This is a genomic window from Polyangium sorediatum (assembly GCF_029946465.1).
GTDB classification, from domain to species: Bacteria; Myxococcota_A; Polyangia; order Polyangiales; family Polyangiaceae; genus Polyangium; species Polyangium fumosum.
Window position 1 is genome coordinate 25,632 of the sequence record NZ_JARZHI010000032.1, and the last position, 24,653, is coordinate 50,284.

At 68.0% G+C, this 24,653-nt stretch carries 21 protein-coding genes; 8 read left to right on the top strand and 13 right to left on the bottom strand.

What is annotated here, in order from left to right:
• Positions 1 to 15: 15 nt before the first annotated feature.
• Complete coding sequence (locus tag QHF89_RS29285) at positions 16 to 1,491, top strand: lamin tail domain-containing protein (protein ID WP_284721071.1); 1,476 nt, start codon at positions 16 to 18, stop codon at positions 1,489 to 1,491.
• Positions 1,492 to 1,841: 350 nt separating this feature from the next.
• On the opposite strand, the gene QHF89_RS29290 is transcribed toward QHF89_RS29285, so the two are convergent.
• The 3 genes from QHF89_RS29290 to QHF89_RS29300 form a co-directional block, all read right to left on the bottom strand.
• The gene (locus QHF89_RS29290; RefSeq protein ID WP_284721072.1) at positions 1,842 to 2,777 is read right to left on the bottom strand and encodes a sigma-70 family RNA polymerase sigma factor; all 936 of its coding nucleotides are present in this window, start codon (positions 2,775 to 2,777) and stop codon (positions 1,842 to 1,844) included.
• Positions 2,774 to 4,102 (bottom strand): phytoene desaturase family protein, encoded by a 1,329-nt coding sequence (locus QHF89_RS29295; RefSeq protein WP_136970028.1) that lies wholly within the window; start codon positions 4,100 to 4,102, stop codon positions 2,774 to 2,776. Before QHF89_RS29295 ends, QHF89_RS29290 begins: the two co-directional genes overlap by 4 nt.
• A 793-nt stretch (positions 4,103 to 4,895) precedes the next feature.
• Entirely contained in the window at positions 4,896 to 5,186 is a 291-nt protein-coding gene (locus QHF89_RS29300; protein WP_136970029.1) for a hypothetical protein, read from the bottom strand.
• A gap of 224 nt (positions 5,187 to 5,410) precedes the next feature.
• On the opposite strand from QHF89_RS29300, the gene QHF89_RS29305 reads away from it, so the two are divergent.
• Positions 5,411 to 6,559, top strand: a complete 1,149-nt coding sequence (locus tag QHF89_RS29305) for a YncE family protein (RefSeq protein WP_136970030.1) — start codon at positions 5,411 to 5,413, stop codon at positions 6,557 to 6,559.
• 345 nt (positions 6,560 to 6,904) lie between these two features.
• Here QHF89_RS29305 and QHF89_RS29310 read toward each other — a convergent pair whose 3' ends face one another.
• Entirely contained in the window at positions 6,905 to 8,176 is a 1,272-nt protein-coding gene (locus tag QHF89_RS29310) for a hypothetical protein (protein WP_284721073.1), read from the bottom strand.
• A gap of 475 nt (positions 8,177 to 8,651) precedes the next feature.
• Here QHF89_RS29310 and QHF89_RS29315 point away from each other — a divergent pair, with 475 nt between their 5' ends.
• The gene (locus QHF89_RS29315) at positions 8,652 to 9,134 is read left to right on the top strand and encodes a tellurite resistance TerB family protein (RefSeq protein ID WP_136970031.1); all 483 of its coding nucleotides are present in this window, start codon (positions 8,652 to 8,654) and stop codon (positions 9,132 to 9,134) included.
• A gap of 133 nt (positions 9,135 to 9,267) precedes the next feature.
• Here the strand turns inward: QHF89_RS29315 and QHF89_RS29320 are convergent, their stop codons facing one another.
• A complete protein-coding gene (locus QHF89_RS29320) occupies positions 9,268 to 9,663 on the bottom strand; it encodes a hypothetical protein (protein WP_136936427.1) in 396 nt (131 codons plus the stop codon).
• Between the two features lie 547 nt (positions 9,664 to 10,210).
• On the opposite strand from QHF89_RS29320, the gene QHF89_RS29325 reads away from it, so the two are divergent.
• Together QHF89_RS29325 and QHF89_RS29330 are read left to right on the top strand one after the other, a co-directional pair.
• Positions 10,211 to 10,909, top strand: a complete 699-nt coding sequence (locus QHF89_RS29325) for a hypothetical protein (RefSeq protein ID WP_136970032.1) — start codon at positions 10,211 to 10,213, stop codon at positions 10,907 to 10,909.
• A 67-nt stretch (positions 10,910 to 10,976) separates the two neighbouring features.
• Entirely contained in the window at positions 10,977 to 13,034 is a 2,058-nt protein-coding gene (locus QHF89_RS29330; protein ID WP_136970033.1) for an RCC1 domain-containing protein, read from the top strand.
• A 182-nt stretch (positions 13,035 to 13,216) separates the two neighbouring features.
• Here QHF89_RS29330 and QHF89_RS29335 read toward each other — a convergent pair whose 3' ends face one another.
• The 3 genes from QHF89_RS29335 to QHF89_RS29345 form a co-directional block, all read right to left on the bottom strand.
• A complete protein-coding gene (locus tag QHF89_RS29335; RefSeq protein WP_136970034.1) occupies positions 13,217 to 13,771 on the bottom strand; it encodes a dihydrofolate reductase family protein in 555 nt (184 codons plus the stop codon).
• A gap of 121 nt (positions 13,772 to 13,892) precedes the next feature.
• Complete coding sequence (locus tag QHF89_RS29340) at positions 13,893 to 14,519, bottom strand: hypothetical protein (RefSeq protein ID WP_136970035.1); 627 nt, start codon at positions 14,517 to 14,519, stop codon at positions 13,893 to 13,895.
• Between the two features lie 107 nt (positions 14,520 to 14,626).
• Positions 14,627 to 16,141 (bottom strand): ATP-binding cassette domain-containing protein, encoded by a 1,515-nt coding sequence (locus tag QHF89_RS29345; protein WP_136970036.1) that lies wholly within the window; start codon positions 16,139 to 16,141, stop codon positions 14,627 to 14,629.
• Positions 16,142 to 16,384: 243 nt separating this feature from the next.
• Here QHF89_RS29345 and QHF89_RS29350 point away from each other — a divergent pair, with 243 nt between their 5' ends.
• Positions 16,385 to 17,287 (top strand): fibro-slime domain-containing protein, encoded by a 903-nt coding sequence (locus tag QHF89_RS29350; RefSeq protein ID WP_136970037.1) that lies wholly within the window; start codon positions 16,385 to 16,387, stop codon positions 17,285 to 17,287.
• Here the strand turns inward: QHF89_RS29350 and QHF89_RS29355 are convergent.
• From QHF89_RS29355 to QHF89_RS29365, 3 genes are all read right to left on the bottom strand, one after another.
• Positions 17,274 to 17,705, bottom strand: a complete 432-nt coding sequence (locus QHF89_RS29355; protein WP_136936421.1) for an STAS/SEC14 domain-containing protein — start codon at positions 17,703 to 17,705, stop codon at positions 17,274 to 17,276. The genes QHF89_RS29350 and QHF89_RS29355 overlap by 14 nt on opposite strands.
• A gap of 65 nt (positions 17,706 to 17,770) precedes the next feature.
• Positions 17,771 to 18,466: a DJ-1/PfpI family protein gene (locus QHF89_RS29360; RefSeq protein ID WP_136970038.1), complete on the bottom strand. Its 696-nt coding sequence runs from the start codon at positions 18,464 to 18,466 to the stop codon at positions 17,771 to 17,773.
• A 480-nt stretch (positions 18,467 to 18,946) separates the two neighbouring features.
• The gene (locus QHF89_RS29365) at positions 18,947 to 21,214 is read right to left on the bottom strand and encodes a molybdopterin-dependent oxidoreductase (protein WP_136970039.1); all 2,268 of its coding nucleotides are present in this window, start codon (positions 21,212 to 21,214) and stop codon (positions 18,947 to 18,949) included.
• 101 nt (positions 21,215 to 21,315) lie between these two features.
• Between QHF89_RS29365 and QHF89_RS29370 the strand changes: the two genes are divergently transcribed.
• Complete coding sequence (locus QHF89_RS29370; protein ID WP_136970040.1) at positions 21,316 to 22,380, top strand: tetratricopeptide repeat protein; 1,065 nt, start codon at positions 21,316 to 21,318, stop codon at positions 22,378 to 22,380.
• On the opposite strand, the gene QHF89_RS29375 is transcribed toward QHF89_RS29370, so the two are convergent.
• Positions 22,346 to 22,846 carry a DUF2243 domain-containing protein gene (locus tag QHF89_RS29375; RefSeq protein WP_136970041.1) on the bottom strand — a complete coding sequence of 167 codons (501 nt, stop codon included), beginning with the start codon at positions 22,844 to 22,846 and terminating at the stop codon, positions 22,346 to 22,348. The genes QHF89_RS29370 and QHF89_RS29375 overlap by 35 nt on opposite strands.
• A 320-nt stretch (positions 22,847 to 23,166) precedes the next feature.
• On the opposite strand from QHF89_RS29375, the gene QHF89_RS29380 reads away from it, so the two are divergent.
• Positions 23,167 to 23,823, top strand: coding sequence for a hypothetical protein (locus tag QHF89_RS29380; RefSeq protein WP_136970042.1), 657 nt, complete (start codon positions 23,167 to 23,169; stop codon positions 23,821 to 23,823).
• A gap of 7 nt (positions 23,824 to 23,830) precedes the next feature.
• Here the strand turns inward: QHF89_RS29380 and nth are convergent, their stop codons facing one another.
• The gene (gene nth, locus QHF89_RS29385) at positions 23,831 to 24,523 is read right to left on the bottom strand and encodes an endonuclease III (protein WP_425440848.1); all 693 of its coding nucleotides are present in this window, start codon (positions 24,521 to 24,523) and stop codon (positions 23,831 to 23,833) included.
• Between the last annotated feature and the right edge of the window lie 130 nt (positions 24,524 to 24,653).

A 24,653-nucleotide genomic window follows, 5' to 3' on the forward strand; every position in this document is an offset into this window, starting at 1 on the left:
CGTACCATGGAAACCATGGAATATGCGCACGGTCGATCGAGGTCCGGATCCAGCACGAGCGCTCCTGCATCGCTCGTCGTTCTCGTTTCTTCGCTCGTGATCGTCGCGGCGCCGGCGTGCGTCGCGCCCGAGGAGGACGAGCCGTTCGTCGACACGGCGAGCTTTGCGTACACGGTCCCGGCGAAGGGGACGGCGGCGACGCTCGACGTGGCGGGCTGGAACCTGGAGTGGTTCGGTGATGCGAGCCGCGGGCCCACGAACGACACGCTCCAGCGGCAAAACGCATACGACGTGATCAGCGGCGCGGACATGGATCTCTGGGGCGTGCAAGAGATCGTGAGCGTCTCGCAGTGGAACACGCTCAAATCGCAGCTCGCCGGGTACGCGGGCTTCTTGTCGAACGATCCGATCGTGACGAACGGCTCCTCGTATTACACCACGTCGGAGCAGAAGCTCGGCTTCCTCTACAAAACCTCGGTCGCCACGGTGCAGAGCGCGCGCGTCATCCTGACCGCCTACGACTACGAGTTCGCCGGGCGGCCGCCGCTCGAAGTGAAGCTCTCGGTCACGCTGAACGGCACGACGGACAACGTGATCGTCATCGTCCTCCACATGAAAGCGCTCGCCGATTCCGCGAGCTACCTGCGCCGGCTCGACGCATCCACCGCGCTGAAATCCTACCTCGACACGAACTACCCGACCCAAAAGGTATTCGTCGTCGGCGATTTCAACGACGACCTCGACGGGTCGATCTCGGGCAACCCCACGCCCTACGCGAATTTCCTCGCCGACACAGCCGATTACCACTTCGCCACGAAAGCCCTGACGGACGCGAACATCTCCTCGACATCGAGCGGCGGCGCAACCCTGGACCACCACCTCGTGACGAACGATCTCGCCCTGGCCCTCGTCCCCGGCTCCGTCGAAGCCTACAAGGTCTCCACATTCATCCCGAGCTACGCCTCGACGACGAGCGACCATTTCCCGATCCTGAGCCGCTACACCTGGGCCGCCGCCAAGCCCGCGCAGGTCGTGATCAACGAGATCTGCGCCAACGAGCCCGGCAGCAGCGTCACCGGCGAATTCGTAGAGCTCGTGAACATCGGCGGATTGCCCGCCCCCCTCGACGGCTGGACGATCTCGGACACGACATCCGTGCGGCACACCTTCGCCGCAGGCACAACGCTCGCCCCAGGCAAGAGCCTCGTCATCTTCGGCGCCACCTCCGCCATCCCCGCCGGCACGCCCAACGCGCTCGGGAGCTCCACGAGCAACCTGGGCCTCGCCAACGGCGGCGACGCCGTCTACCTGCGCGACGCCACAGGCACGACAAAAGACTCCTTCAGCTACCCCGCATCCCTCGCCGCCGTCGACGGCGTCTCCATGAACCGCAGCCCCGACGCCGCCGAAAGCGCAACCTTCGTCCTGCACACGGCACTCGTCGCCGCCGCAAGCTCGCCAGGCACGCGCGCGAATGGAGCGGCGTTCTGACAGGGGGCGTGGCGCCGGGGCGCTGCCCCGGACCCCGCGGGGGCTGTCCGCCCCTCGACCCGGACCAGGCACGGCCTGGACCGAAGGTGGGAGAACTGCGCAATGCGCAGTTCTTCCAACGGGCCGGTGGCAAGACCGTGGAGGTCGTCGCACGCAGCGGCACGTCGCCGATGGAGACGTCAGCGTGGTTGTCTTGGCTGGCGGGGTCGTGGCTGGTCTTGACCCTGGCTGTTCGATGAACTGCGCGGAGCGCAGTTCGTCGACCTTCGGTCCAGGCCGTGCCTGGTCCGGGGTGGAGGGGGCGGACAGCCCCCTCCTGGGGCCTGGGGCAACGCCCCATCTCCGCGCCTTCAGATGACAGGCCCCACCGCCGTCAGCTTCTTCGTCGCCAGCACCCAATAAATCGCTCGGATCGCCCCGTCCTCGCCGATCTCGCATTGCAGCACCGATCGCGGCGCGATCTTCCTCGCTGGCGCGTGCTCCAGCACCACGGCGGGCATCCCGTTCACCATCCGCAATGCGAACTGCGCGCCCGCGCCGCGCCGCTTGGCGAGGCCCACCAGCAAACGCCCCACCCGGTCCCGCCCCAGGATCGGCAAACGCGCCGCGAAAAACTCGCCTCCGCCGTCGCTCAGGTGCCGCACCTCGGCGTCCAGGATCGATTCGAGCGCTTTTCCATCCGCGCTCCCCAGCGCCAGGAGAAACCGCCCGAGCGCCGCGCGTGTCTTCTCCACGAGCTCGGGCGTGCGACGTGTCCGGCTCGACTCGTAGGCTGCGAGCGCCCGCCGCGCGCGGTGGTGCATCGTCTTCACGGCCGCTTCCGTCATCCCGAGCGCGTCGGCCGCCTCCTTCACCGACCAGTCGAACACGTCGCAGAGCAGCACGATCGCCCGCTGCCGCGGCGTCAGCGCCTCCAGCGCCACGAGGAACGCCATCGACACGCTCTCCAGAAGGTCGTAACGCCCCTCCGTCTCGACCGGCTCGATCCCGATCTCCGGCGCGAAATCGCCCTCCGTCTCGACCGGCGACGGCAGCCATGGACCGTCGTACGCGCGCCGCCGCCGCGCGCGCAGCCGGTCGATCCCGAGGTTCACCGCCACGCGCGTCAGCCACGGCCGCACGGGCTCCTCCGTCCGGACGGGCGGCCGCTCGATCGCGCGCAGAAACGTCTCCTGCACGAGATCGTCCGCGTCCGCTGCCGACCCGGTCAGCCGATAGCAGAGACCCCACAGATACCGCCCGTGCTCCCGCGCGAGCCCGTCCCCGTCCGCCATCACCACGGTCACACCCTCGCATCCAAGTCCTTCACGCGCACCTGGCCAAGCACATTCGCCTCCCGCCGCGTTGCTGCCTGCGCCGCGGCCCTCCCGCTCGCGAGGCTCACGTCCGCGAGCATGCCCACGGGCCCCACCCAGTCGCCCGCCACGAACACGCCCGGCGCGCCCGGCACCAGAGGACCGGGCCTGCCCCGCGCACCGCCGCGCGCCGCCTGCGGGAAATCGTGCGCCACCGTGATCGAAGGCAAGTACCGCCGCTCCACCACGAGGTGCTTCGCGCCCGGCTGCAGCAGCTCCAGCACCTCTTCGAGCTCGCGCTCCCCCGCGCGCGGATCACTCGGCGCGCCATACCGCGCCACGTGGATCACCGCGCCGCCCTCGGGCGCGAGCCGCGCGGACGCCGAGTGCACCGAAAAATAAAGAGGCTGATCGATCCCCAGCGCGAACGTGTTCCGCGGCTGCGGCAAGCGCGAGAGCGCGACGTCGAGGCACGCAGCCGTGACCGGAATCGCCGCCGCCGCCCAGTCCGCGAGGGCAGGGACGTCGGGCAAGAGCGACGACGCGAACGACGGGCTCGCAGCCAGGATCACCACGTCGGCAGGGATCTCCGCGCCGTCCACGAGCCGGACCGCCTTCACGCGCCCGTCCTCCCGGACGACGGACACGGCCTTCGCGCTCGCGATGATCTCCGCCCCCGCGGCCCGCGCGACCTCGGCGAGCCCATGCACCAGCGTCCGCCAGCCGTCGTGCAGGTAGATCACGCCGCGCGTCGTCGCGAGCTTGAACTGCTCGAGGGCCGCGTCCGCCGCGAGCCGCTCCAGATCCGGCGTGTACGTCGAGAGCCGAATGAGCGCGCGGATCACGTCCCGCGCCTCGGGCGTGCGGACCTTCGCCCTGAGGAACGCCTCGAAGCTCGTCCCCGCGAGCGAAGCGACGTCGAACGAATCGATGCGCGCGAGCAGGCGCGCGACCTCGATCTTCCCGACGAGCGGCAAGAGCGACGACGTCAAGAGCGACACAGGCCCCGTCGGCAACGCCCGGAGCAGGCCCCCGTAGAGCGCGTAGGCGCCGCTGCCCGTCGGCGGCGGACTCCCTTTCGTCTCCACGCCAAGCTCCGCGAGCACATGCTCGGCCTCGCCGCCCCGGTAGAGCGCGTGTGGCCCGATGTTCAGCGAAAACCCCTTCTTCTCGTGGGTCGCCGCGCGCCCCCCGAGCTCCGTCGCCTTCTCCAGCACGGTCACCCGCCGGCCCGCCCGCGCCGCATACGCCGCCGCCGTGAGCCCCGCGAGTCCACCGCCCACCACCACCACCCGAGCCGCCGTGTTCGTCGTCATGGTTCGCACCTCTCAGGGGAGGCACGTTCGGGGGTCGGGAAAGGTTACACGGAATCGACAGGCAAGGATCTCTTCTTGGGGCGCTGTGCCGGGGCGCTGCCCCGGACCCCGCGGGGGCTGTTCGCCCCTCGACCCGAACCAGGCACGGCCTGGACCGGGGATGGCAAAACTGCGCTCCGCGCAGCTTTGCCAACGGGCCGGTGGCAAGACCGTGGAGGTGCGTCTCAGGCAGGCGGCGGGCACGCTGCCAGTTGACCTGCAGCGCCGAGGCCCTGGTTGGCAGGGGCGGATGGCAACTTCAGAGGAGGGCACCCTTCACATGCGCCAACACGTGCCTCACGAACTCCTCTGGCGGCCTGACAGCATGAGCCTCGAGGTAGTGGGCGAAGCCTTCTGGCCAGACGAAGGTGCCGTCTGTCCGGCAGAGCGAGCCCATGGCCTGCGAGCCAGCGCTGCAATGGAAGCGGCACCAAGAGAAGCCTCGCCATGAAATGGCCTTCTTGCCTTCGCGGAGATGGGCGATGACGGCAGCACGCTCGTCTGCGTCCCACGAGGGATCCACGAACGCTTCTGGGTCAGGAAGATCGGACCCTCTCTCGCGGCACCAGTAACCTATGGCGCGCCAAGCGCCCAATCCAGGGGTGTGCTCTGCCATCGATTCCGTGTAGTTCGGATGTCGCTCAAGGATCATGCGAGATCTTACCCGCTCCTGTCCTTGTGGCCAATTGTGGTGACTTGAAGCACCCTCAAGGTTCCAGGGTTGCCCCAGCGCAGCGCCCCCAAGAAGAGACAGCTACCGCCTCCGCGCGAACCACTCCAGCAGGGCGACGAGCGCGGCGAGCCCGGCGATGGGGACGGCGATCCAGCCGAGCAGGGTGATCCAGCCGCGGCGCAGGGAGCGACCGCCGCGGTCTTCGCAGGCGAGGCAGATGGCCCAGACCCGGGCGCCGCCCTCGGTGAGGACGCAGCAGTCGCCGCAGACGGGCGCGTGGCAACGGGCGCAGGGACCAGCCGCCACGGCGCTGCAACGGACGCAGCGCGCGACGGGAGGGCCGTCGTTGTGGGAGATCAGGCCGCCGGACATGGCGAGGGAGTCTAGCCCGAGTCCGTCCAAAAGTTGCTCGCTTCGCCGCGCTCTCCTTGTTCTCCATCAACTACCATGGTAGTTGATGGCCGTCCTGGCCACGGCGCCATGACAACCTCGGGCGGCGCAGCGCCTTCTCGTCGCCCATTTCGCCACGGTCTCGACGCGCGCTCGAGGACAGCCTCGCGCGCCGAGAATCGAATCGCACGGGATACGTGTGCCCGTTGCGCACGCCCGCGCCCATGGCCGGAAATGCCGGTGCCGCCGCCACGCCCAACGACACGCAAAGGACTCGGACCATGCAAGGACGAACGATTCCAAGACACCTGGCAGGTTTTCTCTTTTCCGTGTCGACAGTGGCGTGCGCCGCGACCCAACCGGCCGACATTCGCATGGGGAACAACCTCGAAGCCGCCGCCGCGCCCCCGCCGGCCGACGTGCTCGTGGTCAACAAGATCAAGACGAACGGGAACCTCCCAGGCAATCTCTCGTTCCTGGACCTCGCCTCCGGCAAAGTCGCCGCCCACGTCCCCGTCGGCCGAGAGCCCCACGAGGTGGCCGTCTCCGCCGACGGGCGCTACGCCGTCGTCAGCAACACCGGCAGCTCCAAAGAACCAAGCAACAGCCTCTCGGTCTTCGATGTCGAAAAGCGCAAGGAGATCCATCGCATCGACCTCGGACCGCTCTGGAACCCCCACGGCCTCCTGGCGCGCAACGGCCTCTTCTACTTCACCGCCGAAGGAGCCCGCGCCATCGGCGCCTACGACCCCGTAAGAAACCGTTTGGCCTGGGTCATGGGCACCGGCCAAGACCAAACCCACATGCTCGCCGCAACAAAAGACGGCAAAACCCTGGTCGCAACCAACCGCGGCTCCGGCACCGTCTCCATCTTCCAATTGACGAAGCCCGACCCCCTCGCCGCAGGATCCTGGAAAGAGACGATCCTCCCCGTCGGCCGAAACCCCGAAGGCGTCGACGTCAACCCCGAAGGAACCCAAGCATGGGTCGGCTGCCGCGGCGGCAACGAAATCGCCATCGTAGACCTCGCCCAGCAAAAGGTCATCGACCGCGTCCCCACACCCAACCAGCCCATCGCCCGCATCAAATTCGCCCTCGAAGGCAAGCTCGTCCTGGCAACCGATCCCTGGCACGGCGAACTCCTCTTCATCGACCCCACGAGCCACCAGACCCTCAAGAGCCTCCCCATGGGCCAAGGCTGCGAAGCCATCTTCATCGAGCCCGACGGCAAACACGCACGCATCGGCGTGACAACCGAAGACAACGTCGTCGAAGTCGACCTCGCGACCATGTCGGTGGTGCGGCGCATCTCCGCCGGTCAAGCGCCAGACGGAATGGCCTGGATCGGCAAGTAGGCGCGCCGCGCCGGGGCGCTGCCCCGGACCCCGCGGGGGCTGTCCGCCCCTCGACCCGGACCAGGCACGGCCTGGACCGAAGGGGAAGAACTGCGCAATGCGCAGTTCTTCCCACGGGCCGGTGGCAAGACCATGGAGGTGGGTCTCCACCTGGCGACGGCAACGCTGCTGTGTCGGTTGGCACAGTCGCCTGTGGTCTTGCCCCTGGCTGTTCGATGAACTGCGCGGAGCGCAGTTCATCGAGCCCGGGTCCAGCGCCTCGCTGGTCCGGGGTGGAGGGGGCGGACAGCCCCCTCCTGGGGCCTGGGGCAACGCCCCAGCTCCGCGCCCCCCTGAGACCCGCGCTCACTCCGCGGCGCAGGGCATCGCGCGGAAGATACGCACTGTGTTGTTTTTCGTTCCCTTTGCGGCGAATGCGACGCTGCCGTCGGGGAAGGCGCGGAAGGCTTGGTAGCGATTGCCGGGTACGCCGGCGTCGAGCACGGCGCTCACGGCTTCGCCTGTCGTCGCGCTCAACACCTGGACGTGCATCTTTCGATCTCCGTCGAAGGGCGTGAGATCTCCTGTGGCGGTTGACGTCTCCCAGCCGGCGAGGAGGAATTTTTCGCTGTAGTTTGCGAGGTAGGGCGCGCGTGCGTTTTCTCCGGCCTTCCCGGCGATCACGATGTCCTTGTCGGCCTCTCCGCCGTTGAAATGGAGAAGGTGCACCTCGGCGAGACCGTTCGCGAGGGCGGGCTGACCGTTTTGACGGTCGCTCGTCAGGGCCCAGGAGCCGCCGTTCGGGTCGCGGGCCACGTCGCTCAAGTTCGAGTAGGCCAGGTCGACCGGCTTGATCGTCGAGACCGCGGGGGCATAGGCGATGCGGTTGTTGTTGTCGGTTTTGCAGATGCTCACGTATTTCTTTGCGGCTGGATCCCAGGTGATGCGCTCGTAGCCGCTATGGCTACAACCCCAGTCGAACCCGCCTGAGAGCACCTCGCCGGTCGGGGACACGACCTTCATGCGGTCGCCTTGGTGGATGTTGATGCAGCCGCCTTGGGAGACGCTGATGGCTGCGCCGAAATAACCGGCGAAGTTCGTCCCGTCGGAGGCGATGCGGCCGTGGTGCGCGTACCACCAGATCATGAAGACGTCGGGACCGGTTTTGCCGGTCGAATACGGGGGGAGGGCTGCGCTCGAGCTCGTGAGCTTCGTCGCCCAGGATTCGTTCTTGCCGTCGAAGCGCACCATGTACATGTCGTGACAGGCGACGGGGGGATTGGGCGGGTTGCCGCAGAGGTTTGTCGGGTTGCCGCAGTTGAGCGTCCCGCCGCCTTGGGCGTCGCGCGTGAGGAGGAGGACGCCGCCGTTGTCGTCGGCGTGGAGGTCGGCGAAATCGTGGGCGTTGATATCGACGAGGTCGCCGACGAGTTTGTCGCCCACGTCGAGCTCGGCGACGTGGACTTTGTCGTCGGCGCCCATGAAGGCGAGGCGGGAGCCGCCGGAGGGCTTTGGGGAGATGGCGAGGGGGCGGAGATTAACCTCGTCTTCGTTCTGCTCGACGGTGATGGGGAGCTCGACCTCGGTGACCGTCAGCGTCGGAGTGCTGCACTGGCCTTGCATGGGGTTTCCAGTCATGCCACCGTTACCGCCGGATCCAGACGAACTGCCTGCGCCCGCGCCTGAGCTGCTCGCGCTTCCTGCGCCTGCGCCTGCGCCGTTTCCGCCGCTGCCGCCGTTCCCGCCACTGGGATCTCCGGAGTTGTTTTCGCCGCTGCAGGCGACGATGAGCACGAGGGGCAAGGCGAGGAGCAGACCTGCGCCTGTGAGGGGACGTGCGTGGGGAAAAAGGTTCCTATGCATAGAGGGGGGTGTCACTTTCGGGGTTCAGAAAGACGAGGATTTCGAAGGCGCGAAGAATGCAGAAGCGCGCCCCACGAAAAGACTCTACCACCACACGCACAGAGGGGAAGAGAGACGCCTTGTGGCGCATGAAAGAGAAATGCGCCCCGTGGCACGGGAAAGATTGACTCCTCCTGGAAGGTACGAAACGCAGAACCATGCAGGTGGTGCGCGCCCGATCGCGCGTCGCCATTAACACCGAGGTGCGAACATGACGACGAACCGAGATGCTGGGTTTCTGTGGTTGTTCAAGGACAAGGCGAATTTTCGCACCCTTCCATCGGATGACACGTTCGAGGGCTACATGAAGGCGGTCCTCATCTGTGCCAATGGGGATGGAAAATTGGCGCCCGAAGAGAGAGACTGGGCGGTCGGTCATGCGGCCGCTTTTGGTGCAGCCGACGCGCTCGTGGACGAGCTCAAGTCCTACAAGGCGGACGAGGATATCGAGAAGATCATCTCTGCGACGCCGGCGTCGAGCGCTTCACGGCGTTTTCTCGTCTACGACGCGATTCGAGCTTGCACTGCCGATGGGCAATACTCGGACCTGGAGCGGGCCACCGTGACCCGCATGGCATTGAAGCTCGGGATCGCTGAAGATCTGGTCCGGCAGATCGAAAACGTCTGCCTCGAAGAAGCCCGGCTGCGGGAGAAGCGACTGAAGCTGATGTACCCGGAGGGCGCGCCTCTGTAAGCGGACGGCCCCCCCGCCGCCGCTCGCTCCGCCCTCTCTCCTCCGCTCCCGCCCCCGCTCCCGCGCCGCGACGAGGCTCCCTCCCAGCCCCGCGGGAGCGGGGGCGCGTTGCGCCCGATGCCGCGGCCCAAGGCTACTCGCAGCCGCAGCCGCAGGCATTGTGGAAGGACGTCTGCGGCGGGTCGCAGCGATACTTGATGAGCATGCACTTGTTCCTGTCCCCGAGGTATCTGCGGTGCGGCTCTTTGGCTGGGTCGCACTCGCTGGTCGCGGGGGGCAGCGGGTCTGCTGTACCTGTGGGCGGGGCCTGTTGATCCCCGGCCGTCGAGGTGGGCTGCGTGGCGGCCGTCGGGGTGGGCTCAGGCTCAGGCGTCCGGGTGGGCTGCGGGTCCGACGAGGGTTGCGCGGGCGCCTGGTCACCGGGCGCTTGCGCCTGCCCGCCGCAAGCGCCGGCCGCCGACAAGGCGAGGAGCACGAAGACGGCGTACACGGGCGAACGTCGGCAAGGGGAGGGCGAGCTTTTCTTCATCGAAACCTCGATCTAGCACGCGCGCGTCAGGGCGCGCCGATCGCCGAGCGGATTGTGGTTGTCCGGCCCGCTCCCCGCCAAGACCGTCTCCACGCCCTCGCAACGCCCCCGGATCCGCTGCGCGTCGGGTTCCCTTTTGTCGGAACGCCCGCCGCGTCCGTCCCCACGTCGATTCCTCTTTCCGGAACACGCGTCGATCCACCTCTCGCGTCGTTCCCTCTTTCTCGGAGCGCCCCCCGCCGCGCCTCCGAGGGGCTTCCCCTTTTTCGCAACGCCGATCGACGCCGCATGCGTGCCCCCTCCCGAAATGTGCAAAGCACCGGGATCTGGTTCTGGGCACGTTCCCATCCCCCGGACACGCGCTTTCCTGCACCCCGTCGCTCGTTCCGACCATCGGGAACGAGCGTTTCGGCGTTTCCGGGGAGGCTCCCGACGTTTTCGTGCTTTGGGGTTTCCTCGCGGGGATGATTGATCCGCGGCGCACGTCCAAACACGCGAACCCGTGACCACCCTCCGCACTTCGCGAGGGGTAGGGAAGAGAGGATCCATGCGACACCTTCGTGAGTCCGATGGGAGCTCCGTGCATCGCCGCCACATCCATTTTCATGGCACGACGTGCAAGGACGTGAGCCCGCTCCACGACATCCTGCACGCCGAGGCGAGCGCCGTGTACACGAAGCTGCGAGACGCGCAGCGCGCCCGCGAAGACGCCGAGGATGCGGCCACCGCCGCGTCCGCCGGGGTCCTGCGCACGGAGGTGATGGTCGAAAACGCGGTCCGGGAGATCGACGCCTCCGCCAAGAAGCTCGACCGCAAGGAGCCCGCCCTCGCGGCGCAACGCACGATCTTCCCAGCGGGCATCAGCCCGGTGATCAAGCCCGACGGCCAGGCGCAGCTCGACGTCTTGCCCGCCGTGCGCATCCGGATGGCGCCGTTCGCAGACAAGGGCGACATGGGCGACGCCCTCGCCAGCCTCGATTACGCGGAGATGCTCCACGACGCCGCCCTCCAGGCCGTGAACCTGGCCGTGGGCGAGGTCGCTCGACGTTTCGCCGAGGAGCGCGAGGCGCGCCGGGCCGTCCGCGAGCAACTCGCGAGCGCCCACGGCCGTCTGCGCGACCATTACAAGGCAAAGCCGTCCGCCGCCGAGGCGTTTTTCCTGCGCGAGAAGACCGCCGCATCGTTGAAGACCAAGCAACCCTCGGCCCGCGCCAAGCAGCCCAAGGCCCCCGGCTCCCCCACGTAACCCGCCCGATGCGCGCGGCCGGCCAAATCCTGCGGCGGTCGCTGTCCCCTGCGGTACAGTGACCGCCATGCGCCGCGCATTCGCCCCCGTCTCCGCGCTCGTCCTCCTCGGCTGCACGACCGGCGCGCCGCCGCCCACCGCGCCTGACCTCACGCCCCCGCCTTCCGCCCCGAGCGCCGCCCCGGCGCCCACCGCCAAGGCCGCCCCGGCGGCGCTGTCCGCGCAGGATTCCACGTTCGTCGAGGTCCGCGCCGGGAGCGGCATGTTTTGCGCCCGCACCGAGCGCGGCTTTCTCCATTGCTGGGGCCACCTGGTCCAGCCCGGCGAGATGGACAGGCGCACGCATTTTCGCCCCACGCTCATGCCGGGCTTCACCAACCTGAAGGGCTTTACCATCCTCACGGGTGGCCAGCTCGTCGGCTGGGACGCGAGCGGCGTGGTGATTCGCTTGACGCAAGAGGCCCCGGGAAAACCCTTCTACCTCTCGCGAGGTTTCCTCTCGGTAAAGCCCACGCCCGAGGACATCACGAAGTTCTCCTTGGGTGCGCCGTCCCAGGTGACCTCGCGTATCGTCGCCGGCAGCCACGATTGCTTGCTCTCCGACAAGGGCGAGGTCTTTTGCCAGATCGGCGGCGACTTCACGAGCTCGCCGTTCTTGCGGGTGCCGGCCCCGCCCATGCGCACCCTCGCCGATACCACATGCGGCGTGGGCGTGGACGGCGGTTTTTTTTGCTGGAACCTCTACGGGAGCGAAACGACGCTGCTCGACAAGCCCGTCCCCGGTTATGGCGTGACGCCCGTGCCCCTGCAAGGGCCCGTGGAAGAAGCGTTTATCGTCCAGGCGCGGCCGGGCAGGCCGCAGGCCTGCGCGCGGCGGCCCGACGGCACCGTTTTCTGCGACGATGCGCTCGTCGACCAGAAGCTCCAGCAGCTCACCGAGGGCAAGCGGGTGACGCGGCTCTTGTTCGCCCCGCCGCAGGGCCTATGCGTGAGCCGCGAGGACGGTGTGTCGCGTTGTACCTGCGACTTCGATTGGCCCTGCGCGGACATGAAGAAGACGTTCGACGTGCTCCCGTCGGTTGATGCGTCGCTCGGGATGGCCGTGGCCTATGGAAACATCTGCGCGCTCGGGAAGGATCATCACGTGCGATGCTTCGGCGAGCGGCTGGGGGGCCGGCTCGGCGACGGCCAGGAGGTCGATCTCGAACGGGCCACGAAGGCGCCCGGGATCACGGGCGCGAGCGAGATCAGCGCCGACGACGGCGTCGTTTGCGCGCGGTTCGGAACGACCCGCGTCTCTTGCTGGGGCGCAATCGCCGGCGTCGAGCACGTGCCCAGGCATGATCTCGTGCTGCCCGAGCCGGCCGTCGACGCAATCGTTGGTGGCCTCGGGCTCTGCGTGCGTGGCGCAAAGTCAGGCCGCTGGTACTGCCGGAACAAGGCATTTTTCCCAGGGAACCTGAAGGACGACTTCGCCTTGCTCGTCGACACCGGCGGCGCACCGGTGAAAGACGTCACCCTGTCCATCGACAACGGGAGCGGCATCGCCGTCGCCAAGCGCAGCGGCGGCGCAGGGAGGTTCCATTACGCGGGAACGCCGAAGCCCCTCCGCGTGCAATGGCTCGACCCGAAGGAGGAGCTGGCGAACGCCACCTACCTCGACCCCAGCAGCAACGCCGTCCTCGCCGACGGGACGGCCGTCTTCCAGGAGGACTCGTTCGGCGACAAGGGGCGGTTCCCCGGGAAGTTCCGCGCCGCGCTGCGCTCCGCACATTGCGCCGTCGACGAGGCCGCGCGCCTGCTCTGCATGGGCGCGCCCGAGGGGCCCAAGGTCGTCCTGACCGACGTCGCAGACGTCGACGCCGATTGCGTGAGCACCACCCGAGGCGAAGTCTTTTGCTTCGACCGCATGCCAAGGAAAAAAGGCGAAGTCGCATCGTTCCGGCGGATCGAAGGGCTCCCCGAAGGCGCCATCGTACAACTCGGGGGCGACTGCGGCCGCACACGGGAGGGAGAGATGTACTGCTGGGGGAGCGTGTTCGATCTCGGCGACCGCGATCCCATGCAGCGCACACCCGTGGAGATCGCCAAGTCCGAAAGCTCGTTTCATCACCAGGGGTGGTAATTTCTTAGGGGGGCGTTTCGCCGGGGCGTTGCCCCAGGCCCCACCCGGGGCTGTCCGCCCCGGGACCCGGACCAGGGCCAGCCCTGGACCTCTGGGCATCGACTGCGCTTCGCGCAGTCGATGCGGGGAAAATGGTTTTAACTGTCCGCCCCCCTTTGCAGCCAGAAAACGAAACCCGAGCGTCATCCCTCTCTGCGGCGGTAGTGAAGCGCCAGCGCGCCGGACTTCAGGGGCTTCGTCGAGACCAGCTCGAGGCGCCGCGAGGATTCCAGGCCCTGAAACAAGGTCGGCCCATGGCCGGTAAGGACGGGGTGGAGGACGAGTCGGTACTCGTCGATCAGCCCCAGCCGCTCGAGCGCGGCGGACAGCGTGGGGCTACCAACGAGCACGCCTTGCGGGGTCTTTTCCTTGAGCTGCCTCACGGCCTCGTGCAAATCCCCCTCGACCCGAAAGGTGTTGCTCCACGGGAAGTCGCGGCGCGAGGCCGACACCACATACTTCGGCTTGGCCTCCAGCTTGCGCGCCCACTCCCGCGTCGCGCGCGGCGCGTTCTCGTCGCGCGCCACAGCCGGCCAAGCGCTCTCCATCAACTCGTAGGTGACGCGCCCCCACAACATCGCCCCGGCTGCGTCCATCAGCTCCGTGAAGTAGTCGTGCAGCTCGTCGTCCGCGATCCCCTCGCGATGGTCGCAGCACCCGTCGAGCGTCACGTTGAGTCCGAATGTCAAGAGGCCCATGGCGCTGATGTACCACGGCCGAGCAGGCATCGGGAGACTTCCGATCGCCAGCCCAGCCGACGCCTCGGCTGCGGGATGTTGCGGGATGTTTTTCCCTCCCCTCACGGCCGTCGGACGCGTGTCAAGGGACCCAACTGTACCAATCGGTCACGAGCTGGGCGACGGTGAGGTTGCTCAGCCACAACGCTCTCGATTCGACAGCGTAGTTCCTCATGCGGATTCCGTCCTTGTTCACGACTTTTTTGTTGTAGATGCCGCTGTAGAGCACTGCGCTGTGGTCCATCATCGAAAACAGCGAGTGGCACCACGCGTAGATGACGACACCGCTGGCGAGCGCTTGCTTCGTGTTGGCCTGCAAAATCGCCGTGGTCGTCGTCTGGGGGTTCGATCCGACGTCGACCACCTTCACCGCGGTGCCGAATCTGGCCGCCGCCTTCACGTCGTTTTGATAAAATGCCTTGTCGAGGACGTATTGGGAACTCAAAATCCCCTTGCTCTCCGAGACCGCCTGTCCGGCCTGTGTGCCGTGCCGCCCCGAGAACACGGTGAAGCTCGTTTGTCCCTGGCTTTGAAGGTACGTGACCAGGGTCGGCCAGGAGGAATCGGACGTTTGGGTCACGGACATGTAAAGGTTCCCCACCTTCACCCACGGGCACGTCGTCCACGGATCGGCCACGTTGTTCTTGATATGGTTCTCCATGAGGGCGAGGGGGGCTCGATTGTCATTCTTGGGGATAATTTCGAACATGGTGCCTCCTGGACGCGTGAACAGGCGCTGCACGGGCAGGATAAGGCACAACGACCCTGCCCGATAGCATGATCGATCGCGCCGGCGCGGGTCGGGGGCTTCCCGCGCTAGCTGCGTGCCTCCGCGTCGGTGACGCGGACTTGGCCGCCTTCGATGCGCCAGACGACGCTCGTTGCGCGGCGGGCGAAGGAGGCGTCGTGGCTGACCATCACGATGGCGCCGGGATACCCTTCGAGGGCTCGTTCGAGGCGCTCCAGGGAGGGCAGGTCGAGGTGGTTTTCGGGCTCGTCGAGGAGGAGGGCGGCGGCTCTTCGGCCGAGGCCGAGGGCGATGGCGAGCTTGCGGGATTCGCCGGGGGAGGGCTCGGCGGAGGCCAGGATTTGCTCGGGGTCCGTGCCCAAGGCGGCGACGAGGGAGAGGGTGCGCCCGCGGGCTTCGGGGCTGAGGGCGCGGACGTCCGCGAGCAGGGCGCGCCGGGCGTCGGCGGGGAGGTCTTGCGGCAGATAGAGGACCTGGTCTCGGGGGATACGCGCGGCGGCGGCGAGGGCGCCGAGCAATGTGCTTTTGCCTGCGCCGTTGCGGCCTTCGATGCGAATGCGGCCGTCGCGTGGGACCGAGAGGCGCACGTCGTGGAGCAGCTCGGCTTCGCCTGCGCGTAGGACGGGGAGATCGAGGAGGAAGGGCCAGGGTTGCGTGGGGCGCTCCCAGCCGACGTAGATTTCGCTGCCGTGCTCCTTCTCGACGTGGTGGCGGGCGAGCTCGGCGCTTGCCCGCGTGAGCTCGGCGCGTGCCACGCCGACGTGGCGCCCGGCTCGTTTTTCAGCGGATTCGATCGCGATTTTGCGGAGCATGCCCCGGCCGTCGTGATCGTTTTTGTTTTTCATCTGGCTCTTCATGCTTCGCGATGCGTCGACCATCGCGTGCTCGCGCCGCGCTTGATCGAGCTTGCGCGCCGCGCGCTTTTCCTCGCCTTTGGCGGCTTCGCGCTCGTCGCGGGCGTGGGCGGATTCGGCTTCCCAGGCGGCGCGCGCGTCGGCATATCGGCCGCGGTAGACGTGCACGCGGCCTTGATGAATGCGCAGCGTCGTCGTGGTGAGCGCGTCGAGCAGGGTCCGATCGTGCGATACCAAGAGCCCGAGGCCGTCGAAGCGACGGAGGGCGCCGACGAGGAGGCGCCGCGCTTCGACGTCGAGGTGGTTTGCGGGCTCGTCGAGAAGCAGGATGTCGGGCGCTTCGAAGAGCGCGGCGCCTATCTGCCAGCGCTTGCGCTCGCCGGGCGAGAGCGTGGGCCAGCGCTCGAGGTCTTCGACGACGAGATCGAGCCTGCCGCGGAGGGCGACGGCTTCTCCGTCGAGATCCTCGGCGAAGCGGAGGATGGTGTCGGAGAGGGAATCGACGGTCTGCGGGCAGAGCACCACGCGTGCTTCGGCGGGATCACGTCGCACGTGACCGCGCTCGGGCCGCAAATCGCCCGCGAGCAGGCGGAGCAGCGTGGTCTTGCCGGCGCCATTTTCGCCGACGATCCCGGCCCAGCCAGGACCGAGGTGCAGCTCGACGTCTTCGAGCAGCGACGTGGCATCCCCATGGGAAAACGCCATGCGAAGCGCATGAAGCGATAACATATTCTGTTCTCCTGAATCGGTGGCCAGCGCGTTCCCCGCGGTTCGTCTCGTCGGGGTGGGGCGCCGGTCGTCACGGCACGTCTATGAACGGCGGGATTCAGGAAAACAGGCGCAAGGGCGGAATCCTCCGAAGGGGGCGAGCAAGATAGCAGCCTCGTTCATGCTCGCAAGAAAGAATTTCCAGCGGTACCCTCGCGCTCGTCCGCTCGGGCGGATGTGTTTCTGCTTCAACGAGGAGAAAATATGCTTTTACGACAGGCGGCCCTGACCCTCATCTTCACCTCGTCGCTCCTTCTGGGCGGCGCCGCGATCGGCTGCGGCGGCGGCAGCGGCGACACAAGCGGCAGCGCGGCCGGCGGCCAGGGCGCCGGCACTTCTTCCTCTCCAACCGGCTCGGGAGGCCAAGGCGGCCTCGGCGGCATGGGCGGCCAGGGCGGCGACGGCGGCATCGTGTTCGCCGGCTCCGGCGGCTCGGGCGGCGGCGGGGGCGCGGGCGGCAACTGCACGCCGGAGCTCGTCGGTGTCGTGCGCGATTTCAAGGGGTATCCGAATGGTCACCCCGATTTCGAGCATTTCGGCGGCGCTGGCCTGAAGGGCATCGTGAAGTTCGATCTCGGCCCCGACAAGAAGCCCGTCTACGCGCCCGACGGTCCCACCGCACACACGACCGGCGCCGCAGAGTTCGACCAGTGGTACCGCGACGTCGAGGGCGTGAACATGTCGATGCCGTACAAGGTGACGCTGATCGAGGACCCGGCGACCGGGATCGCCACGTTCGAGAGCACCGCGTTTTTCCCGATCGACAATCAGCTCTTCGGCAACGAGGGCTTCGATCACAACTACGGGTTCACGTACGAGCTCCACATGACGTTCAAGTACAAGGGCGGCGAGACGTTCGCGTTCAGCGGCGACGACGACCTCTGGATCTTCGTGAACAACCGCCTCGCGATCGATCTCGGCGGCCTGCACGAGCCGCAAACCGATACGCTGAACCTCGACGCGAAGGCCGCCGAGCTCGGGATCGTGCCCGGCGGCGACTATGCGCTCGACTTCTTCCACGCCGAGCGGCACAGCACAGGGTCGAACTTCAAGGTGCAATCGACCCTGAGCTTCACGAACTGCGATCCGATCATCATTCCGAAGTAGGCGCGCGCTCGGCGCGCTCGGCGTCGAACCAGGCGAGGGCGTCAGCGTCGCGCTCGAAAAACTCCATCCGGAACGTCCAGCCGCGATAAAAAAGCCCGAGGGCCTTGACGAACATCCCCATGAGCACGCGCATGTGGAAGTTCGCGCCGAGGACGGCGAATCCCGCGACACGTTGCGCCCGCGGATCCGTCGCCGCGCTCTTGCGCGCGGCCGCCGTCATCGTCTGGAGGCGCGACATGTCGGCGATCACGAAATGACGGACGCGCGCCGGGAGGATTTCGTCCGTCCACGTGTAGAGCGTCTCGATGTCCTCCGCCGTCATCGTGCCACTCCAGAAGACGCGGACGACGTCGGGGGGATAAAGCCGCGCATGATGGGGGCCAAAGACGAGGGTACAACCTCGTTCGTCATCGGTCATGATTCGGGCTCCGGGTGGGCATACGTGCCCGCATCCTCGCACATCCGCGCCCCCGAGGACGAGGGCTACGGCGCGAACTTCGCGAGGAGCTCCGGCTTTTCACGGAGAATCGTGGGGAGCTGCTGCGCAACGACGCCGCCCATGGCCTGGAGGAGCGGTGCGCTGCCCTCCCAGGTGATCGGACCGAAAGGCGGCTGGGGCTCATATTCGAGGATGAGCTGGGCCGTCTTCGCAGCCGACTCGTTCGTGAGGCGAGCCCCAAGCGCGAGCGCCATGTCGATGCCCGCCGAGACACCCGCCGCGGTGATCACGTTGCCATCCTCGACCCAGCGCCCCTTGACAGGCGTCGCCCCGAAGCGCGCAAGGTGCGGCAAGAACGACCAATGCGTCGTGGCCTTTTTGCCTTCGAGCAAGCCAAGCGCCGCGAGGACGAGCGAGCCAGTGCACACGGAGCCGACGAAGGAGGCCGTCGAAGCCGCGCGCTTCAGCCAGCCCATGAGGCGATCGCTGGCCATCGCGTGAAAGGGCCCGAGCAGGCCCCCCGGGACGATGATGCCGTAGGGTTCGGGCACCTCGTCGAACGTACGCGCCGGGACGATCCGAAAGGGCAGGTCCGTCGCGACAGGCTCGATGCGCTCCCCCACGGTGACGGTGCGGAGATCGGACAACCCTTCGAGCGCCTGGAGCACCTGCAAGGGCCCAACGAGGTCGAGGGGCGTAATCTCAGGAAAAACGACAAAAGCGATGGTCCGTTCAGGCATGGGGGGCATCCTCCAGGGGGCCGAGGGCGCCCCCATCCGTGGGCGTTGACGCGTAGCACGGCGTCACCCGCGCTCGTTGCGGTCGTCGCGCCGCGTTCGTGCCGCGCATGAGGCGCGGAGCTGGGGCTTTGCCCCAGGCCCCACCAGGGGTTGTCCACCCCTGGACCCGGACCAGGCACGGCCTGGACCGGGGTCGATGAACTGCGCTCCGCGCAGTTCATCGAACAGCCGGGGTCAAGACCGGCGACGACCCTGCCAGCCAAAGACCGCAGCGCTGACGGCTCGACGGGCAATGCCCCGTCGCCAGCTCGAGATGCGCGTCTGCGGTCTTGCCACCGGCCCGTGGGAAGAACTGCGCGTTGCGCAGTTCTTCCCCCTCGGTCCAGGCCGTGCCTGGTCCGGGGTCGAGGGGGCGGACAGCCCCCCGCGGGGTCCGGGGCAGCGCCCCGGCGCTACGCCTCCAAGCTGAGACGCGCTTGGTCAGGAGACGTCGATCCGCTCGATCCGCGCCGGCACGTGCTTGTGCCATGGCGTTCCTGCGAGCCAATCGCGCTGGGCGTGGTGGGTGAGCTCGTTTGGGGCTGTGCCGTGCTTGCGCTCGCTGCCGGCTTCGTCTGGATACAGGAGACCGCCGCCGTTCGGCAGGCTCACGTGGCCGGCGCGCATGCTGTCGTTGACTTCCACTGTTGCGGTTGCGCTGCCGCCTTCCGTCACGATTCGTACGACGCTGCCTGTGGAGAGGCCGAGGTCTGCGGCGTCCGCTGGGTTCATGCGAAGGGCGCCGTCGAGGTCGACTTTGCGCCAGGTGGGGTCCCGGAAAATGGTGTTTGCTGAGGACGACCTTCGTTCGCCGGCGGCGAGGATGAACGGGTAGTGCGCGTCGCGGGCTGGCGCGGGTTCTGCCGCGAGGCCGAGCAGCTCGGGCAGGAGCTCGGGGACCGTGAGGCGAATTCGTTTGTCGGGGGTGTCGAGACGCGCCCATGTCTCTTCGTAGGGATCGACGGTGAACGTGATGCCGGAGCGTTCGTGGAGGAGGGCGTCGAAGAGTGCGTCGGCGTCGGGAAAGCCTGCGCGTTGTACGCTCTCGGGGAAGGTCATGAAGCAGGTTTGTGCGATGCCCCAGAGCACGGCGGTGGCCTCGGCGCCCTCGGGCAGCGTTGGGCCGAGCGTCTCGTAGAGGATCACGGGGGCGAGGGCCATGAGGTCGGGCCGCGCTCCGACGAGGCCCAGGAAGGCCATGGCGAATTCGCCTCGCGAGGAGCGCGCGGCTTCGGCGAGCGGGGCGAGATCCACGCCGTCGAGTGCGCCTGTCGCGCGCACGAGGCGGCGGTGGATTTCGGGCTCGGGCAGGGTCCCTGGGAGCGGCGCGAGGAGGGGGGCGCGGAGCTGGAAGGCGTTGCGCGGGAACTCCAGCGTGAAGAATGTCGCTTCCCATTTCTCGAACTGCGAGGCGGTGGGGAGCACGTAATGGGCGAGGCGCGCGGTCTCCGTGAGCGCGACGTCGATCACGACGAGACAGTCGAGCGCGGCGAAGGCCTCGCGGAAGCGCTTGGAATCCGCGAGGGAGTGCGCGGGGTTCGCGCTCTCGACGATCATCGCCCGGAACCGCTTCGGGTGGTCGGTCAGGATCTCGTCTGGGATCACGTTGCAGGGCACGAGGCCTGTGATGATGCGCGCGCCGGTGACGGGCGTCGTGCTCCCGCGTTTGCCGCCGCTGCCGCCTCCGCCGAGCGAGGCCATGCGGGAATGGATGTTCATCCCGCCTTCTTTGGCGAAGCTCCCGACGAGGAGGTACACGAGCTTCTCCAGCCATGAGTCGAGCGTGGAGTGGGGTGCCTGCTGCACGCCGAGATCCTCCTGGATGGCGACGCTCTTCGCGCGGGCGATGCGGCGCGCGACCTCGCGCACGAGGGATGCTTCGACGCCGGAGCGCTGCGCGAATTCGTCGACGGGCACGCGCGCGAGGGCGTCGAGGACGGGCTCCGCGTCGGTCGTGTGTTCGGCGAGGAAGGCGTGATGGACGAGGTCTTCCTGCACGAGCGTGCCGAGGATCGCGGCGAGGCAAAAGGCGTCCGTGCCCGGATGGACCGCGAGGTGGTACTGCGCGAGGCGGGCGGTCTCGGAGCGCCGGGGGTCGATGACGACGAGCGCGCGCGCGGGGTCCTGGGCGATCTCCTTGAGCACGTGGCGGGCGCGGGGAAAGCCGTGCGAGTGCCAGGGGTTCTTCCCGACGAAGACGGCGACTTCGGCGTGCTCGAAATCGGGCGCGGTGTGGCAGCGGGGGCGGCCGAAGAGCTTGCCGTCGACCCAGAATTCGCCGGTCTTTTCCTGCGCGAGGGCGTTCGAGCGGTAGACCGCGCCGAGCGCCGCGAGCGTCGCGGTGGCGTAGGTGCCGCAGAGGTGATTGCCCTGGCCGCCGCCGCCGTAATAAAAGATGGAGCTGCCGCCGTGGGTCTCGCGGATGCCGATGAGCTTCGCCGTGATCTCGCGGATCGCCGTGTCCCAGTCGATCGGCTCGAACGATCCGTCGGGGCGGCGCCGGAGCGGCGTGCGCAGGCGGTCCTTCGCGTTCTGGTAATGGTCGAGGCGCTGGGCCTTCTCGCAGAGGTATCCGTGCGACGCTGGGTGCTTTCGATCGCCGCGCACGCGCGTGAGCCTGCGATCCTCGACGAGCACCTCGATGCCGCAGTTGAGGCTGCAGAGGATACACGCGGTCTTCTGGAACGTCCCGGCTTCGGTTGTCGTCATGGAGGGCCTCCCGCGGAGGGGACGATACCACGAAGCGGTTTGCCCTGCCGGAGAGCTTCTCTCTTCCCGCCCGGCGCCGCTCTGGTACAAGGCGTCTCGTGATGACACGTTTTTCTCTCCTCACGGCCACGGCCCTCGCCTCGTTCGCCGCGGCGGGTTGCTTCAATCCGTACGCGGGCCTCTTCGATCCCGCGGCGATGCAGGCGCAGCAGGCGCAGGTGATGGCCGACGCGCAGGCGCAGAACGACGCGCAGATCCTCGCGCAGCTCGAAGAGTCGCGCGCGGCCGTGAAGGCGAGCCCAGGCGACATGAACGCGGCGCGGGTGCTCGCGCAGCGCGTGGGGGCGTGTTTCCTCCTGGGGCTCGTCGATCGGAAGAAGATCGACGGCGAGGCGGCGATCGCCGAGGTGGACGCGGCGCTCGAAGAGGCCACGAAGAAAAACCCCGATCAGAAGGCGGAGGCGCTCGCGTCGAAGGGGATCTTGTTCCTCCACGCGAAGCGGAACGCGGAGGCCCTCCCGACGCTCGAAGCTTCGATGGCTGCGCGGCCCACGGTGTTCGCGTGCGTGCCGCTGCTCAAGGAGCTCGACGACGCGGGGCGCTCCGGGGAGGTCGTCGGCCATTGCAAGAAGGCGCGGCCGGCGGTGCGCGACGACGAGGAGCGGTACACGTTGCTCGATAGTTGCCTCCAGCACGCGCACGGCGGCGCCGCGGAGAAGGGGCTCGCGTGGGCGGGCCAGGCGGACATCGATTTCTACAACCAGACGACGGACGAGATCGTCCAGGAGAAGGCGGCGCGCCGGGCCGAGCAGGAGGCGCACTCGGCGCAGATGCAGGCGGACTTCGACGCGAGCCGCAGGCGCTCGGAAGAGGAGCGGGCCGCGCGGGCAGGGGCGGGGAGCGCGGGCGGCGGCGGCTCCACGTATTCGCTCCGGCTGCACAACAGTTGCTCGCGAACGATCAAATTGTTCTTTGGGGACAACCCGAAGTTCGGCAGCGGCACGCGGACGTCGCTCGGGTCGAACACGACGTCGTCGTATTCGGGCGGGGGGCCGAAGACGGTGTGGATCGTGGACGATCGGGATCAGGGCATTTCGAGCTTCGTGGCGAGCGGATCGCAGTCGATGCAGATCACGTCGAGCTGCGCTGGGTTCTCGACGTACTGAGGGCGCGCCCCTTTCGAAGGAGCGCCCCTCCGAGGCCACCGAGCAGGAGCCCGGAGGCCAAAAAGCCGATGTCCCAGAGGAGCTCGTGCGCGCCCGGCCGGACGTGGTGGATGCCGAAGAGCTGATGGTCGATGAGGCCCTCCACGAAGTTGAAGAGGCCCCATCCGAGCGACATCGCGCCCACGAACGTCGGCGTCGAGCGGGGAATCGTGTCCTTCTTGACGCCACGCCAGAGCACGGCGAGGCCGATCACGGTCGTCAGCCACGCGACTGCGTGGAAGAGGCCGTCGAAGAACATGTTGATCTTCATGTCCCGGAGGTTCGTCGGCGGCAGGATCGACGAGAGCATGTTGTGCCATTGGAGGATCTGGTGGAACACGATGCCGTCCACGAACCCTCCGAGCCCCACGCCGAGCAGGATCCCCGCCGCGACGAGGCCCCCGTCCTTTTGATTGTTTCGTCCCATCACGTCACCCGTCCTTTCCCGTTCCCGCGGTTCGCCCGCGCTTGTGCCACACGAAAGCCACGAGCCAGACGACCAGGAAGGGAAGGAGCAGGAGAGCAAGGTGGTCCCACGTATTCGGATCCTCCCGGAGGAATGCGCGTGTCCTCCGCGCGAGCGCGCAATCCGGACACGCGAGCGCGAGGGTAGGGTGCGCACCGAGGAGACAGGCGAGCACGAGGGCGACGGTCGCTGGCATGCGCACCCAGGGTGCAACGGCGGTGCCCGCCTCCCCGCTGCCGCGAAGGTGCCCCGAGCGCGCGAGTTCGTGTAGAATCGCGCGTATGCTTTTTCCCATCGCTTGCGCTTTTTTCCTCGTCCTCCCCGTCCTCGTGGCCTGCAGCGGGAAGGTGGACGTCGATCAGACCTCGACAGGCACCGGCGGGGGCCAAGGCGGCTCGGGGGGCGCCGGCGGCTCCGGCGATTGCCCCGCCGAGCCCCCCGTCGCCGGCGCGCCTTGTGACGTGCCGGCGAACCAACCCTGCTCCTATGACAAATGTTGCCCGGACATTTTCACCTGCGAGGCGGGGAGCTGGGTCGAGACCCTCGTCGCGTGTGAGCCGCCGCTGCCGTGCCCAGCGTCACCGCCGCTCGACGGCGCGGCTTGCGCAGGTCCGTGCGGGCAAACGACGCCGTGCACCTATGCCTGCGAGGAGGGCGGCACGTCGTTCACCGTGACGTGCGGGGACGACAATCTGTGGCACAGCGACATGCCGACCTTGTGCCAGGGCGCCATGACCTGCGGCGACATGCTCCAATGCCTCGAGGGGTACGTCTGCGTCACGAAGCAGGCCTTCGGGGCCACGTACGAATGCGCGCCCGATTCTTGCGGGCCGGAGCCGCTCGCGTGCGCCTGCGCGGGGGCGATCTGCGGAGACGGGTTCGCCTGCATTCAGGCCTCGGGCAAAGAGGTCCTTTGCGAGTGCCCGGCTTGCAAGTGAAGCCCGGTCATCCGGGCGGATCGGCCTCGGGCTCGCCCTGGGCCGCGATACGGGAAGCTTCGAGCGCCGCGCGCGCGTCGAGCGTGCCCTCGGGAGCGGCTCGTTTGCTCGGGCAGAGCTCGTTCAGCGGGCAATGGCGACAATCGGGCGCCCGCGCGGTGCAGACGTAACGCCCGTGGAGCTGGAGGCGTAGCCCCACGTCGATCCATTCGTTTGTCGGGAACGAGCGGCAGAGATCGACCTCCACGGCCGCCGGATCTTCTTCCTCCGTGAGCCCGAGCCTGCGCGCGACCCGCGCCGTGTGCCGATCGACGGCGATGCCCTCTGCGATCCGGTAGGCGTTCGCGAGCACGACGTTCGCGGTCTTGCGCGCCACGCCGGGCAGCGTGATCAACACGTCGAGCGTGCGCGGGACCTCGCCGCCGAACTGCTCTGCGAGGGTGCGGCTCGCTTCGCGGATCGCGCGGGCCTTGTTCCGGAAAAATCCGGTCTCGTGGACGAGCCGCTCGACCTCGTCCTGCGGCGCGGCGCCGAGGGCGGTCGGCGTGGGGTACGATTGAAACAGCGCAGGCGTGACGAGGTTGATCTTCCGGTCCGTGCTCTGCGCCGCGAGGATGGTCGCGACGAGGAGCTCCCACGGCGTGCGAAAATCCAGCTCGAGCCGCGGCGCCGGGATCGCCCGGGCGAGCCGCGCGTGGATCTCCGCGGCGCGCGGCCGAAGCGACGACGGCGCGACGCCCGACGGCGGCGGCCCCTCCGGCTCCGCCGCGCCCCGCCTTGCCTCGACGCGCCTGGGTTTGCCCACGTCGTCCTCGGGATGCAATCGGCGC